Source organism: Nakamurella alba (genome assembly GCF_009707545.1).
Classification (GTDB): Bacteria; Actinomycetota; Actinomycetes; order Mycobacteriales; family Nakamurellaceae; genus Nakamurella; species Nakamurella alba.
In genome coordinates this window covers 361,556-376,194 of the sequence record NZ_WLYK01000008.1, presented here as the reverse complement: position 1 = coordinate 376,194, position 14,639 = coordinate 361,556, and the positions used below count along the sequence as shown (strand labels likewise).

Below are 14,639 nucleotides of genomic sequence, written 5' to 3'. Positions count from 1 at the left end.
CCGGTGTGTCGGCTCAGCTGCCGACGGCCTTCGACCAGTTGTCGGCCAGGTAGGTGTTGACCGCCTTGGCCTGGTCCTGGCTGAGCTGCACGACCGCGGAGTCGATGGTCGGCAGGTTGGCCTCGGACGCGGCGTCGACCGTGCCGGAGGCCTTCATCGCCTCGTAGAGCACCGGCGAGGCACCGCCGCTCATCCAGATGTTCTGCGCCTCGGACGAGAACAGGTACTCCTGCCACAGCCGCGCGGCGGCCGGGTGCGGGGCGTCCTTGTTGATCGCCTGGTTGTAGAACGAGCCCAGGGCGACGCCGGACGGGGTGAAGGTCTTCCAGGTCACGCCCTCCGCCTCGAGCTGCTTGGTGACGCCGAGCTGGTTGTAGGACCAGTCGAAGACCACACCGACCTGGCCGGAGGTGATGGTGGCCGGGGTCGGGTCGACCGACGACAGGGTGCCGGCGTCCTTCAGTCCCTTGAAGTAGTCGACACCGGCGGAGATGTCGTCCAGCGATCCGCCGTTGGCCAGCGCGGCGAAGACGACACCGTTGAGGGCGGCGTTCGCCTCGGTCGGGTTGCCGTTCAGCGCGACCGCACCCTGGAACTTGGCGTCGGTGAGCTGGTCCAGCGAGGTGATCTCGCCGTACTCGTCGGAGTTGTAGCCGACGGTCATGACGCCGGTGTAGTCGTTCACCCAGAGGCCGGTCTCCTCCTTGTTGCCCTCGGGGATCGCGTCCCAGGTGGTGACCTTGTACGGGGCGAAGTAGTCCAGCGACTCCAGCGCGACGGCGGTGCCGACGTCGAACACGTCGGGGGCATCGGTGGTGCCCTTGGCGGCCTCGGCGGCCTGGATCTCCTGCGCGGACGAGGCGTCCGGCTGCTGGGAGTTGACCGTGATCTCCGGGTACTTCTTCCTGAACGTGTCGATGACGGTGCCGTAGTTGGCCCAGTCCGGCGGCAGCGCGATGACGTTCAGCGCGCCCTCGGCCTTGGCCGCGGCGATGAGACCGCAGATGCCGCCGAGGTCCTCGGCAGAGGTGGCGGTCTTGGCGTCACCGGAGGCCGGGTCGGAGCAGTCCGCGCTGTTCGGCAGGGCGGCCTCGACGGTCGCGCCGGAGCCGCCGCTCGTGGAGGTGGAGGCCTCGCCGGAGGTGGAGGACGCACCACCCGAGGTGGGGGCGGAGCTGGAGTTCGCCGAGCTGGCGGCCGAGGTGGCAGGTGTGGTGGCGGCAGCGGTCGTGCTGGTGGTGCTGCCGCTGTCCGAGCCGCACGCGCTGGCCGCGAGCGCGACGACCGCGAGCCCGGCGAGCAGGCCCTTGCGCCGCAGTGCAGCGGTGGTGGGAACGAGACGCACTTCTTCCTCCTTGGTCAACGGAACGGCAGGAGCGTCACGGGCGCGCATGTCACTGGCGGGATGGAGCGGCGTCCGCGGGGTGAACCGCAGCTGAACGTAGCAATGCAATCCACAGGTCGGAACGCCCCGAATGTTTCGATTGCGCAACGGGATGCGCGATGCGCAACAGTTCACGGGCCGTTGGTGCGGCGTTGTCCGGTTGGTCGTCAGGGCCACCCTGACGTCGATCGGGTGCATCCGGTGAACAGCAGGCGCCCGGAGGACGCCGGTGCGGACGGGCCTACTGTGGGCGATCATGGATCTGCGCATCTTCACCGAACCCCAGCAGGGCGCCTCGCACCCCGATCAGCTCGCCGCCGCGAGAGCGACCAGGGAGCACGGTTTCTCCGCCTATTTCCGCTCGGACCACCTGATGGCCATGGGATCCCGCAGCGGGCTGCCCGGACCTTCCGACGCGATGGTCTCGCTGGCCGCGCTGGCCGCCCAGGTGCCCGACATCAGGTTCGGCACCCTGGTCACCTCGGCCACCTTCCGCCATCCGGGCATGCTCGCCGTGGCCGCCGCCAACATCGACGACATCTCAGACGGACGGCTGGATCTCGGCATGGGTGCCGGCTGGTTCGAGGTCGAGCACACCGCCTACGGCATTCCGTTCGGCAACTCGTTCGGCGACCGCTTCGACCGGCTGACCGAGCAGCTGGAGATCCTCACCGGACTGTGGGCGACGCCGGAGGGCGAGCGGTTCTCCTACTCGGGACGGCACTGGACGCTGACCGACTCCCCCGCTCTGCCGAAGCCGGTGCAGCGGGCGGCCGACGGCACCCCGCGGATCCCGCTGGTCATCGGCGGACACGGCCCGAAGCGCACCCCAGCACTCGCCGCCCGGTTCGCCGCCGACTTCAACGTGGCCTTCTCCGACCTGGCGGTCACCACCGCGCAGTTCGCCCGGGTCCGCGCGGCCTGCGAGGCGATCGGCCGGGACCCGGCGGAGATCGTCTACTCCGCGGCCCAGGTGGTCTGTGTCGGCGCGGACGAGGCGGAGTACGAGCGCCGGGCCGCGGCGATCGGCCGGGAACCTGCCGAGCTGCGGGAGACCGGGATCGCCGGCACGCCGGACCAGGCGCTCGCCAGGATCCGCGAGTGGGCGGACGCCGGTGTGCAGCGGCTGTACCTCCAGGTGCTGGACCTGTCCGACCTGGACCACATCGCCCTGCTCGGCAGCGACGTCCGCGCCGCGCTGTAGTCGCAGGTCAGGACAGGGCCACAGGCAGGTCAGGGCGCGACCGGGCGGGCCAGCTCCTCGATCACCTCGGCCCGCGGGAGCTTCGCGAGATCGGCGCCGTCGATCAGCACCTTCGCCCCGCGGATCCCGGCCCCGATGATGACCGGTCCGGCGGCGGCGACCGCGGCGTCGATGAGCACCGGCCACTCGGCGGGCAGCCCGACCGGGGTGATCCCGCCGTACTCCATGGCACTGCGGGCGACCGCGTCCTCCTGAGCGGCGAAGGAGATCTTGCGGACGTCGACCCGGCGGCGCACCGCGCCGTTGACGTCGGCACGGGTGGTGGCGAGCACCACAGCGGCGGCCCAGCGCTCGACGCCCTCCCGCTTCCCGGTGACCACCACGCAGTTGGCGGACGCGGCCATCGGTACGTCGTAGGCCTCGCAGAACGCCGCGGTGTCGGCCAGCCCGGCATCGATCGGGGCGACCCAGACCGGTAGGTCGGCCGGGAGCAGCGCCAGCGCGGCGGTGACCGGTGGTGCCAGCAGCTCCGGGTGCTCGCGGGCGGGCAGGAACGTCAGGGACCCGAAGGTGGTGCTCTCGCTCACCCGGTCGACTCTTCCACAGCGCCTGCCGCAGGTACCCGGACGGGCGGCGGTGGGTCGCCGCAGACCGCGGACCGGCCGGGATGCGGGACAATGACCGGGTGAGCACCACCCTCGACCACCCCACAGGCACCGCGCCGACAGCACCGGCCGCACCGCCGGCAGCGGCACCGCTGATGTTCGGCCCGCACCAGGTCTGGCCGCCCGTCGTGCTGGCGCCGATGGCCGGCATCACCAATGCATCGTTCCGCGGACTGTGCCGGGAGTCCGGGGAGGCCGGCCGGGATGCGGCACTGGCCGCGGGCGCGGTGCCGCCGCCCGGGGGTGCGGCCGCGACGACGAGTGCCGGGCTGTACGTCTGCGAGATGATCACCACCCGCGCGCTGGTCGCCCGGGACCGCAAGACCATGGAGATGATCCGGTTCGGCGAGCAGGAGCGGCCGCGGTCGCTGCAGCTGTACGGGGTCGATCCGGAGGTGGTCGGCGCCGCGGTCCGGATGATCGTCGACGAGGACCTGGCCGACCACATCGACCTGAACTTCGGCTGCCCGGTCCCGAAGGTGACCCGCAAGGGCGGCGGGTCGGCCCTGCCCTACAAGCGCAAGCTGTTCACCTCGATCCTGCGCACCGCCGTGCGGGAGGCGGGCCCGGTGCCGGTGACCATCAAGATGCGGATCGGCATCGACCCGGAGCACATCACCTACCTCGACGCCGGCCGGATCGCGCAGGACGAGGGGGTCGTCGCCGTCGCGCTGCACGGGCGCACCGCGATCCAGCACTACTCCGGCACCGCCGACTGGTCGGCGATCGCCCGGCTCAAGGAGACGGTCACCGATATCCCGGTGCTGGGCAACGGCGACATCTTCGCCGCCTCCGACGCACTCGACATGGTGCGCGAGACCGGTTGCGACGGCGTTGTTGTCGGCCGCGGCTGCCAGGGCCGACCGTGGCTGTTCGCCGAGTTGGCGGCGGCCTTCGCCGGAACCCCGGCACCGGTCCCGCCGACCCTGGGCGAAGTGGCCGCGGTGCTGCGCCGGCATGCGGAGCTGCTCTGCGAGGAGATGGGCGCCGACCGCGGCATCCGCGACCTGCGCAAGCACATCGCCTGGTACCTCAAGGGTTTCGCCGCCGGGTCCGATCTGCGCCGGGAGCTCGGCATGGTCCACTCGCTGGACCAGTTGGACGAGCTGCTGGCCCGGCTGGACCACGACCAGGAGTTCCCGCCGGGGGCCGAGGGCCCGCGCGGCCGGCAGGGTTCGCCGCAGCGCAAGGTGGTGCTGCCCTACGGCTGGCTGGACGACCCGGACGAGGACGTCGTGCCGGACGCCGATGCGGAACTCGACACCAGCGGCGGGTGAACCCCGGTGCGTGCTGACCGGCGGTCCGGAACCGTCCTCATCGGGCTGCTGCTGACCGGGCTCGCCGGATGCACCCCGTCCGGGCCCGCGGATACCGGATCGGCCGCCGTCCCTGCGGAAGTGCGCACCGCACTGGAAGCGACGATCGCGGCGATCAACGCCACGGCGAACGGCCCGGTCGCCGGTCAGCGGGCGGTGCTCGACGACCGCGCCGACCCCGGGCAGGCCGCGCTCCAGTCGTCCTGCGGCGCCGCGACCAGCACGCTCTCCTTCGAGCCGGTGTGGACCGACCTGCAGGCCGCCGACTTCGCCCCCACATCCGGCACCCTCACCGGGCCGGTCTACTCACTGCCCACGCTGATCCGGATCCACCGCGGCGGCCGGATCGTCGGCACCGATGTGGCCGAACTGCACCTCACCGCCGTCGACGGAGTCGGCCGCACGACGGCGCTGTGCGTGGGCTGATGCCGCCGCACGCGTCCGGACATGTTCGTCGGCACATGTTCGTCGGCAGCGCAGGGCCTGGGCCGACGGCGTGGCGGACGGTGACCCCGCACGGCTGCGCGCCCACGCCCCCGTCACATCGCCCGTGATCCGGCTCGTGGTCGCACGTCCGGCGCAGTGACTGTAGAGGAGCAACGCGGTCAAACAGCCCTGGAACCACATCGAAGATTGCGCCGAACGGGCGCTTCGATACGCGTGTCGTACAGGACGTGAGGCACGATGAAGGTGTAGTGCGGGCAACCCGCGGGGACAGGTGTGCGTCCTTGCGGGTGCCGGGCGTGCGCGTCGACCGGAGGGATCCGGTCGGGTGATACGTCCCACCCGACCCATCCGCCACACGGGTGCTCATTCGTACGATGAGCCACGCAGACCTTCGGCCCCACGCCGCAGGTCGATGGCGGGCGCGTCGGGGTACTCGCCGGCAGATGTCCGGCGAGTGCGAGAGAAGAGGAGGTCGCGTGAGCGACGAGCCACGTGACGATGCCGCGAACGGCGCCGGAGCAGGTGCCGACGAACCCGGTGTCACCGCTCCCTGGGAGCGCCCCCGCCGCTGGCGGGAGGAGCGCCTCGAGGCGACCCGCGTGGACGACCTGCTCGCCCGGCTGGGCGCCGCCGACGACGAGACCCCGCGGCGCCGCCGCCGGCGGGATCGCGACGACGAGGCCGCGGCCACCGTCTCCGCCGGCGAGCTGATCGCCTCCCTCGGCGACTCCTCCAGCGCGCCCAGCACCCATGCCGTGGAGCCGACCGGTGCGGTCGTCCCCGCGGACGCACCGGAACCGGCCACACCCGAGCAGACCGGGCCGACCGCGCCGGGGTTCACCGCGACGGAGCCCGCCGTTCCCGTGGCCACCCCGACCGACGACGCCACCACTGTCCTCCCCCCGGAGCGGTCCGGGTGGGTCCCGGCGACCGACACCCCCGAGCCCGTCGTCGCGCTGGCGGTCCCCGAGCAGCCCACTGCCGAGCCGCCCGCTGCCGAGCCGGCACCCGGCGACGAGGCGACCACTCTGCTGCCGGAGCCGTCCAGATGGACGCCCACCGACGTTGACGCCACACCCGTTGCGGCAGCAGCGGTTCCGGCCGCGTCGGCCTCCCCGGTCAACGACGACGCCACGCGCGCCCTGACACCCGACGAGCTCGCCGCCGTCCGGGAGCAGCAGACCCCACCTGCAGCGCCGGACACCCCCGCGGCTCCGGCGGCACCGGTGGCGGCCGCCGTCGCAGCGCCCGCAGTCGCCTCACCCGCCGCCACCACTCCCGAGGACGCCACCCGCGCCCTCACCCCGGACGAGCTCGCCGCTGCCCGCGGGGCACAGACCCCGGCCGCGGTCGACCCCGAGGACCACACCGTCCTGCTCACCCACGGCCTGGTGGCCGAGGCGCGGGCCACCGAGGACGGCGCCACCGAGATCATCCCGAAGATCGTCGTCGGTCCCGGCGACTACGAGGCGCAGTCGATCCGTGAGCAGCTGGCCCGGGACAACGGCGGCACCCCGCCGCCCCCGGTCGGACCCGGCGTGCCGGGCGGATCCGGCGGTGGCGGCGACGACCACCGGCGGCGGAAGAGCTGGCTCTACGCCGGCCGGTCGGCGATCGCCGTGGTGTCCGTGGTGACGGTCGCGATCATGGCCGTGGCCTGGACCATCCGGGTGCGCGCCGATGCCGCGATCACCAGCAATCAGACCTCGGCGGTGGCTACCGCCGACCCGAACATCAAGACGGCGACGAGCACCACCTTGCCGACCGGCACCACCACGACCACCAACGGCGTGAAGGTGTACGCCCCTGAGAACATCCTGCTGCTCGGCTCGGACACCCGGGCCGGCCAGGTCAGCGAGGAGTACGGCGGGACCGGCGAGGACTCGGCGAACTCCGACACGCTGATGATCGCGCACCTGTCGGCGGACCGGCAGCACGTCAGCATCCTGTCCATCCCGCGGGACACGATCATCGAGGCCCCGGACAACTGCCACAGCTGGGACTACCTGACCGGCAACGTGTCCGACTCGGTGTACGACGTGCCGGAGGGCCAGACCTGGTCCATCAACTCGGCCTACGCCGTCGGCGGGCCGGCCTGCACCGTGCTGGCCGTGCAGAAGTTCACCGGGATCCGGATCGACCGGGTGATCGGCATCGATTTCAGCGGTTTCAAGGCGATGGTGGACGCCCTCGGCGGCATCACCGTCAACGTCTGCGGCCGGATCGACGACGCTGAACTCGGCCTTGTGGTCGCCGAGGGCGGCACCCAGTTGATCCAGGGCGACCAGGCGCTGTCCCTGGTCCGCGCCCGCAAGGTGTTGACCGACAACGGCCTGTCCGACCCGGCCCGGATCAAGCGCCAGCAGCTGGTGCTGTCGGCCATCCTGCGCCAGGTGACCGATGCCGGCACCCTGCTCAACCCGGTCAAGCTGGACGCGTTCCTGCAGGCCTTCGCCACCAACACCTTCACCGACAACGTGAGCCTCGAGGACCTGATCACCCTGGCGGGTTCACTCGGCGACCTGACCCCGGGCAAGGTCACGTTCTACACGCTGCCGACCGTCCCGTCGGAGTACCAGGACGGCAAGCTCGACCCGGACCCCACCAAGGACGAGGCGATCTTCAGCGCGTTCATCAACGACACCCTGCTGCCCGGCCAGACGGCCGTCACGACCAGCAGCTCGGCGTCGGCAAGCGCGTCGTCGGCCACCCCCACGACCCCGACCACCACCGCCCCGCCGGCCCCGGAGACGCTCACCGTCTCCCCGGCCGACGTGGACCTGCGGATCTACAACGTGGCCGGCCGCAGCGGTGTCGCCGGCGAGGCGCAGGCCGCGCTGACCGGCGACGGCTTCCAGGTGACGGAGGACGACCTGGTCCGGCTCGACGACCAGGTGCAGGACAACCTGTCCGTGCAGTACTCCGAGGGCAACCGGGAGGCCGCGCTGACCGTGGCCAGCGCCGTCCCGGGCACCACCCTGGAGGTCGTCGACGGACTGGGCACCGAGGTGCGGCTGATGCTCGGCACCAGCTGGGACGGCGACACCGCCCCGGTGTCGATCGGCCAGTCGGTGGCCTCGTCCCTGGCCACCGCCGGCACCGGCTCGGCAGCCACCTCCACCCCGGACAACGGCAACGGCAACGGCAACGGCAACGGCAACGGCAACGGCGAGGTCACGACGCCCTCGGCGCCGGCCACGACCCTGCAGTCCACCGATGTCGAGCAGGTCAACGCCGGCCAGGAGGCCTGCGTCTGATCCTCGGATCGGACGCGCAGTCACCCGCCGGTCGCCGACCGGTCGGGTGACCGCCGTCACGCCGATCGTCGCCCCGGCGGCGATCCCGGCCTGCGCGGCAGCGGGTGCCGACACCTGGTGGACCACCGGATGGTTTGCATTCACCCGCAGTTCATTGCGCGGTCCGGTGAGGTGGTCGTGCCGCGACTATCCTGACGCCGTGCGACAGGCCTATCAGATCCAGCTCAACGACCTCGGCGACCACGGTGCACGCATGTGCAAGGTCGCCAGCGACGCGCTGCGCGATGCCACCAAGTCCCTGCTCACCGCGGACCTGAGCCTCGCGGAGCAGGTGATCGCCACCGACGTCGTGCTCGACGAGATGCGGGCCAGCGCGGAGACCGCAGCACTCGAGCTGCTGGCCCTGCAGGCCCCGGTCGCCGGCGACCTGCGCGCCGTGGTGTCGGCCCTGTGGATCGTCGCCGACCTGCAGCGCATGGGTGCGCTGGCAATCCACGTGGCCAAGGCAGCCCGCCGCCGGCACCCGGCGCAGGTCATCCCGATGGAGATCCGGCCGATCATCGAGCGCATGGGCCGGGTCGGCGTGCACCTGGCCGATCAGGCCGCGATCGTGCTGCGGGACCGGGACACCACGCTGGCCCGGACGCTGGAGACCGAGGACGACCTGATGGACGACCTCCACCAGGAGATGTTCGCCGCGCTGCTCTCCCCCAGCTGGACCCACGGCGTCGCGCCTGCGGTTGACATCTCGCTGCTCGGGCGCTTCTTCGAACGGTTCGCCGACCACGCGGTGGCCGTCGCCCGGCGGGTCATCTTCCTGGTCACCGGCGAGAACGTCGGTGGCGACACCACACCCGCCTTCTCGCCCCCGGAGCGCTGAGAACCGCCCAGCTGCAAGGGATCAGCACAGCCTCGACGCGGGATCATTGCCGGACCGGAGGCCTCCGCCGGGAGGCCGGCAGCAGGTACATGGCGAGGGCGGCCACCGCAACGGTGACGATCGGTGTCAGCACGAGAAACAGTTCCATGGGCCAACGCTGCGCCTGGATCTTGTGAAATCGCTGATCAGCGGCCCGTACCGGGATGTGGGCGGGTCGCAGGCGCCCACTGTCACCCGGGCAGGTGACAATCGCTCCCGTGGACTTCTTCTACTCCCCGGGCTTCGGCGGTGCCTGCGCGCTGCTGGCGGCGGTGATCGCCTTTTTCGCCGCCCAGTCGTCCACCCGGCAGCGTCGCCGTTCCGACGAGGCGACCCTGCTGGAGGCGGCGCGGCTCCGGCAGAACGCGGAGCGCGCCGAAGCGGTGCAGCGCAATTGGGACCGGTTCACCTGGCTCGTCGATCGGGCCGGTGAGATCGACCCGGCGTTGACCGTCGGCCTGCTGGCCCGGGTCACCGATACCGCCGAGGCGCTCGGCGACCGTGACCTGGTCGAGTTCTCCCGGGAGTTCGCCGCGGACCTGTTCGAGGGCCTGGAACTGGAGGACGACGCGGTGGACGCTACCGAATCCTGGACACCTCCCGGCGGCCGGGCGGATACTGGGGACGAAGCAGGTCCCGACAGCACGGCACACGAGGAGGCACGACCATGACGGCTTCGACCAGGGACGGTGCCCTGCAGTCCGCGATCGCCGACATGCCGGACGCCAAGCGCGAGCGCACGCGGCTGCGGCTGGCCCGCCTCATCGAGCGGCAGAGCGACATCCTGGACAGCCCGGTGCCCGAGCAGGTGGCCGAGTTCCTGAGCCGGCACGACCGCCGCCGCCCCGCCTGAACCAGGCCCCACGCACCGGGCCGGCAGGCACCGCACAAGCACGAAGGGCCGCCCACCCGGAGGTGGACGGCCCTCATGCGATCAGGAACGGATCAGCCGAAGCGACCGGAGATGTAGTCCTCGGTGGCCTTCTGCGACGGGTTCGAGAAGATCTTCGGGGTCTCGTCGTACTCGACCAGACGGCCCGGCTGACCGACGCCGGCCAGGTTGAAGAAGGCGGTCCGGTCGGAGACGCGGGCGGCCTGCTGCATGTTGTGGGTGACGATCACGATGGTGTAGCTCGCCTTGAGCTCGCTGATCAGGTCCTCGATCGCCAGGGTGGAGATCGGGTCCAGGGCCGAGCAGGGCTCGTCCATCAGCAGCACCTCGGGCTCGACCGCGATGGCGCGGGCGATGCAGAGCCGCTGCTGCTGACCACCGGACAGGCCCGCACCCGGCCGGTTCAGCCGCTGCTTGACCTCTTCCCACAGGTTCGCGCCACGCAGCGACCGCTCCACGATGTCGTCGAAGTCGTTCTTCGACTTCCGCGTCCCGGCGATCTTGTAGCCGGCGATCACGTTGTCGTAGATCGACATGGTGGGGAACGGGTTCGCCTTCTGGAACACCATCCCGACGGTCCGGCGCACGTTCACCGGGTCGACCCCGGGGCCGTACAGGTCCTCGCCGTCCAGCTCCACCTTGCCGGTGACGCGGCCGCCGGGGATGACCTCGTGCATGCGGTTGAGCGTCCGCAGGAAGGTCGACTTGCCGCAGCCGGACGGGCCGATGAAGGCCGTCACGGTCAGCGGGGCGATGTTGAGGGCGGCACCCTCGACCGCGAGGAAGTCACCGTAGTAGACGTTGAGGTCCTCGACGTCGATACGCTTGGCCATATCAGTTTCCTTGTCCGCTACCGGGTCTCGGTGATCACTTGGTCTTGGGCTTGGCGAGCCGGGCGAGCAGCCGGGCCACCACGTTGAGCAGGAGCACGAGCAGCACCAGGGCCAGCGCCGCGCCCCAGGCACGGGCCTCGCCGAACTCGCCGCTGCTACCGGTGCGCTTGCCGAGCTGATCCCAGATGAACATCGGCAGCGTGGCCTGCGGGCCGTCGAAGGGGTTCTCGTTGATCCGCGAGGTGTAGCCGACCAGCAGGATCAGCGGGGCCGTCTCGCCGGCCACCCGGGCCACGGCCAGCAGGCCGGAGGTGATGAGGCCGGAGAGCGCCGTCGGCAGCACGATCTTCAGGATCGTCCGCCACTTCGGCACACCGAGCGCGTAGGACGCCTCGCGCAGGTCGCGCGGCACCAGCCGGAGCATCTCCTCCGAGGACCGGACGACCACCGGGATCATCAGGATCGCCAGCGCCACGGACCCGGCGGCACCGAACGGCCGCATGCCGAAGCCGAGCAGCAGGAAGGTGTAGACGAACAGGCCGGCGACGATCGACGGCACACCGGTCATCACGTCGACGAAGAAGGTCACCGAGCGGGCGAACCTGCCCTTGCCGTACTCCACCAGGTAGATCGAGGTGAAGATGCCGACCGGCAGCGCGACCAGGGCGGCCAGGCCGACCTGCTCCAGGGTGCCGAGCAGCGCGGCGTAGATGCCGCCGCCCTCCTGGGACGCGCTGACCCCGTTCATCGAGTGGGTCAGGAAGTCCATCGACAGCGCCGGCGCGCCCTGCACGATGATGTAGCCGATGATCAGCACCAGCGGCACCATCGCGGCGACGAAGCAGGAGTAGATCAGCGTCGAGGCGAGCCGGTCCTTGGCCCGGCGCTTGCCCTCGACGGAGAACGACCAGCCGGTCAGCACCACGTTGAACAGCAGCGCCGCGGTGAAGAACGAGGTCAGCCAGCCGGTCCAGCCGAGCAGGAATTTCAGCACCAGGGCGAGCACGATGCCGGCCGCGGCCGCCATGATCGGCGCACCCTTGGGCAGACGGGCGCCGACCAGGGCCGACGGCGCCGGCGACGGTCGCTTGGTGAGGGTGGTCGTCACGCCGAGAACTCCTTCTTGCGGGCCACGACGGCACGGGCGATCGAGTTGACGATCAGCGTGATGGCGAACAGGCACAGGCCGGCGAAGATCAGCGCCGGGATGCCGTTCTTGGAGCCGCTGGCCTCACCGAACTTGAGCGCGATGGTGGAGGCGAAGGTGTCGCCACCGGGTTCGGTGAGGTGCCAGTTGATGGTGAAACCCGAGTTGAGGACCAGTGCCACGGCGATGGTCTCGCCCAGTGCCCGGCCCAGGCCGAGCATCGACGCCGAGATCATGCCGGCGCGGCCGAACGGCAGCACCGCGGTGCGGACCATCTCCCACTTGGTGGCGCCGAGGGCCCAGGCGGCGTCCATCGTGTCCTTGGGGACCTGGAGGAAGACCTCACGGGTGACCGCGGAGATGGTCGGGATGATCATGATCGACAGCACGATGCCGGCCATCAGCAGGCTCTGCCCGAACTGGGCGGCGCTGGTGGCGTTCCGGTTGTCGAAGAGCGGGATCCAGCCGAAGTACTCGGACAGCCAGCTCTGGAAACCGCGGGTCTGCGGGATCAGGAAGTACAGGCCCCACATGCCGAAGATCAGCGACGGGACCGCGGCGAGCAGGTCGACCAGGCCGCCGAGCACGGTGGCCAGCCGGCGCTGCGCGTAGTGCGCGATGAACAGGGCGATCCCGATCGCGATCGGCACCGCGATGAGCATGGCGATCACCGACGACACGATGGTGCCGAAGGCCAGCGCGGCGATCCCGTAGCGGGGCGGGTTGCTGCCGGGCAGCCACTGCTGGGTGGTGAGCAGGTTGCCGGCGTTGCCGCTGAAGGCCGGCAGCGCGCGCCAGATCAGGAAGACCGCGATGGCGGCCATGATCACCAGCAGGAAGCCGCCGGCGCCCGCGGCCAGGCCGCGGAACACGGTGTCGCCGACGCGGACCGAGCGGCCGGCGATGGCCACCCCTCGGGAGCCACCGCCCCCGGTCCCGGCGGCGGTCTTCGGCGCCACGGTGGGCGGCGGCACGTTGCGGTGGGCAACGGTGTCGCTCAACCGGCTGGTGGCGGCCTCGGTGGCGGCGGTGGCGTGCTCGTCGGCGGCGGCGATGAGCTCGCGCTCGGCCTGCAGCCGGGCGGCCTCGTCGGCCGGACGCGGTGCGCCGTCAGGATGTTCGTCGGTCACCGGACCGGACCCCGGGGTGTTCGGCATGGCTCCTCGGTCGCTGCGGGAGTCGGGTGGTACATGGCGTCATGCTCCTGCACGGGCAGGTGGTTCGGAAAGGCCTGACCCCGACCCGGCCCCGGTGACGTCCCTCATGAGGACGTCACCGGGGCCGGTGTCAGGGGCGATGGAGCATCAGGCGATGGACTTGATCGACTCGACGACCTGGGCCTGGATGTCGGCCGGCAGCGGCGCGGCACCCAGCGAGTCCAGCTCGGTCTGGCCGTCGGTGGCGGTCCAGCCCAGGAAGGACTTGACCAGCTCGGCCTTGTCACCGTTGTTGGCGGAGCAGACGATCTCGTAGGTCACCAGGATGATCGGGTAGGCACCGGCCTCCTGCGTGGCGTAGTCCAGCGAGAGGGTCAGATCCGGGGCGGTGCCGGTGATCTCGGCGGCGCCGACGGCCTTGCCGGCCGACTCGCCGGTCAGCTCGACCGCGCCGGAGCCGTTGTCGATCTGCGCGATGTTCAGGCTGTTGTCCTTGGCGAAGCCCCACTCGACGTAGCCGATGGAACCGACGGTGCCGGCGACGGCCTTGGCCACGCCGTCAGAACCCTGGGCGCCGGTGCCGCCCGGGGCGGTCCAGGCCTGGCCGCCCTCGAAGCTCCACTCGCCCGCGGCGATCAGGTACTTGGTGAAGTTGTCGGTGGTGCCCGAGTCCTCGGAGCGGTGCACCGACTGGATGCCCTCGGCCGGCAGGGTGGCATCCGGGTTCAGCGCGGCGATGGCCGGGTCGTTCCAGGTGGTGATGGTGCCACCGAAGATGCCGACCAGGGTCTTGGCGTCGAGGACCAGGTTGTCCACGCCGGTCACGTTGTAGGCCAGCGCGATCGGGCCGGTGACCATCGGCAGGTTGATGGCGTCGGCGCCGCCGCAGCGGGTGTCCTTGGCCTCGGTCAGCTGGTCGTCCTTCATGGCCGAGTCGGAACCGGCGAAGTCCGTCTGGTTGGCGATGAAGTCGGTCCGGCCCTTGCCCGAGCCGCCGCCGCCGTAGTCGTTGATGGTGGCGTTGCACTTGGTGTTGTAGTCGCTGATCCACTGCGCCATGACCTTGCCCTGTGCGGAGGAACCGCTGGAGAGCAGCTCGCCCTCGGCGCAGGTGAAGCCCTCGCCCTCGAAGGTCAGGGCGGCGCCGGACGCACCGGAGGTCTCGGACGCGGAACCGGTGGCCGAGCCGGCGGACGAGGTCTCGGAGCCGGCCGACGAGGCGGCGGAGGAGGACTCCGCCGAGGTGGCGGCAGCGGTCGTGGTGCCGGCGGTGCTGCTGGTCGACGAGTTGTCGTCGGTGCCACAGGCGGCAAGGGTCAGGACGCCGACGGTCAGCGCCGCCGCAAGTCCACCGAATCGCGCGAGCTTCACGCTGGGATCTCCTCTGGAGTCTGGTACCGGATCACCCCTGGGCGAGG

The 14,639-nt window shown here is 71.2% G+C and carries 13 protein-coding genes; 7 read left to right on the top strand and 6 right to left on the bottom strand.

The window, feature by feature from the left end:
• Positions 1 to 13 precede the first annotated feature (13 nt).
• Positions 14 to 1,303, bottom strand: coding sequence for an ABC transporter substrate-binding protein (locus GIS00_RS19505; protein ID WP_456094176.1), 1,290 nt, complete (start codon positions 1,301 to 1,303; stop codon positions 14 to 16).
• 337 nt (positions 1,304 to 1,640) lie between these two features.
• Here GIS00_RS19505 and GIS00_RS19500 point away from each other — a divergent pair, with 337 nt between their 5' ends.
• Positions 1,641 to 2,588 (top strand): LLM class F420-dependent oxidoreductase, encoded by a 948-nt coding sequence (locus GIS00_RS19500; protein WP_154770094.1) that lies wholly within the window; start codon positions 1,641 to 1,643, stop codon positions 2,586 to 2,588.
• Positions 2,589 to 2,617: 29 nt separating this feature from the next.
• Here the strand turns inward: GIS00_RS19500 and GIS00_RS19495 are convergent, their stop codons facing one another.
• A complete protein-coding gene (locus GIS00_RS19495) occupies positions 2,618 to 3,175 on the bottom strand; it encodes a YbaK/EbsC family protein (RefSeq protein WP_322098165.1) in 558 nt (185 codons plus the stop codon).
• Positions 3,176 to 3,255: 80 nt separating this feature from the next.
• On the opposite strand from GIS00_RS19495, the gene dusB reads away from it, so the two are divergent.
• The 6 genes from dusB (at position 3,256) to GIS00_RS19465 (ending at position 10,045) form a co-directional block, all read left to right on the top strand.
• Positions 3,256 to 4,530: a tRNA dihydrouridine synthase DusB gene (dusB, locus tag GIS00_RS19490; protein WP_154770093.1), complete on the top strand. Its 1,275-nt coding sequence runs from the start codon at positions 3,256 to 3,258 to the stop codon at positions 4,528 to 4,530.
• Positions 4,531 to 4,536: 6 nt separating this feature from the next.
• Complete coding sequence (locus GIS00_RS19485; protein WP_154770092.1) at positions 4,537 to 4,995, top strand: hypothetical protein; 459 nt, start codon at positions 4,537 to 4,539, stop codon at positions 4,993 to 4,995.
• Positions 4,996 to 5,492: 497 nt separating this feature from the next.
• Positions 5,493 to 8,273 (top strand): LCP family protein, encoded by a 2,781-nt coding sequence (locus GIS00_RS29090; RefSeq protein ID WP_154770091.1) that lies wholly within the window; start codon positions 5,493 to 5,495, stop codon positions 8,271 to 8,273.
• A 199-nt stretch (positions 8,274 to 8,472) separates the two neighbouring features.
• Positions 8,473 to 9,153 carry a phosphate signaling complex protein PhoU gene (phoU, locus tag GIS00_RS19475; RefSeq protein WP_322098162.1) on the top strand — a complete coding sequence of 227 codons (681 nt, stop codon included), beginning with the start codon at positions 8,473 to 8,475 and terminating at the stop codon, positions 9,151 to 9,153.
• Positions 9,154 to 9,410: 257 nt separating this feature from the next.
• Positions 9,411 to 9,863: a hypothetical protein gene (locus GIS00_RS19470; protein WP_154770089.1), complete on the top strand. Its 453-nt coding sequence runs from the start codon at positions 9,411 to 9,413 to the stop codon at positions 9,861 to 9,863.
• A complete protein-coding gene (locus tag GIS00_RS19465; protein WP_154770088.1) occupies positions 9,860 to 10,045 on the top strand; it encodes a hypothetical protein in 186 nt (61 codons plus the stop codon). Before GIS00_RS19470 ends, GIS00_RS19465 begins: the two co-directional genes overlap by 4 nt.
• A gap of 92 nt (positions 10,046 to 10,137) precedes the next feature.
• Here the strand turns inward: GIS00_RS19465 and pstB are convergent, their stop codons facing one another.
• The 4 genes from pstB to pstS form a co-directional block, all read right to left on the bottom strand.
• The gene (pstB, locus tag GIS00_RS19460; protein WP_154770087.1) at positions 10,138 to 10,917 is read right to left on the bottom strand and encodes a phosphate ABC transporter ATP-binding protein PstB; all 780 of its coding nucleotides are present in this window, start codon (positions 10,915 to 10,917) and stop codon (positions 10,138 to 10,140) included.
• Positions 10,918 to 10,951: 34 nt separating this feature from the next.
• Complete coding sequence (gene pstA, locus GIS00_RS19455) at positions 10,952 to 12,025, bottom strand: phosphate ABC transporter permease PstA (protein ID WP_322098161.1); 1,074 nt, start codon at positions 12,023 to 12,025, stop codon at positions 10,952 to 10,954.
• Complete coding sequence (pstC, locus tag GIS00_RS19450) at positions 12,022 to 13,221, bottom strand: phosphate ABC transporter permease subunit PstC (RefSeq protein WP_196073365.1); 1,200 nt, start codon at positions 13,219 to 13,221, stop codon at positions 12,022 to 12,024. Before pstC ends, pstA begins: the two co-directional genes overlap by 4 nt.
• 147 nt (positions 13,222 to 13,368) lie before the next feature.
• On the bottom strand, positions 13,369 to 14,592 hold the full coding sequence (pstS, locus tag GIS00_RS19445; RefSeq protein ID WP_322098160.1) for a phosphate ABC transporter substrate-binding protein PstS: 1,224 nt from the start codon (positions 14,590 to 14,592) through the stop codon (positions 13,369 to 13,371).
• Positions 14,593 to 14,639: the final 47 nt, after the last annotated feature.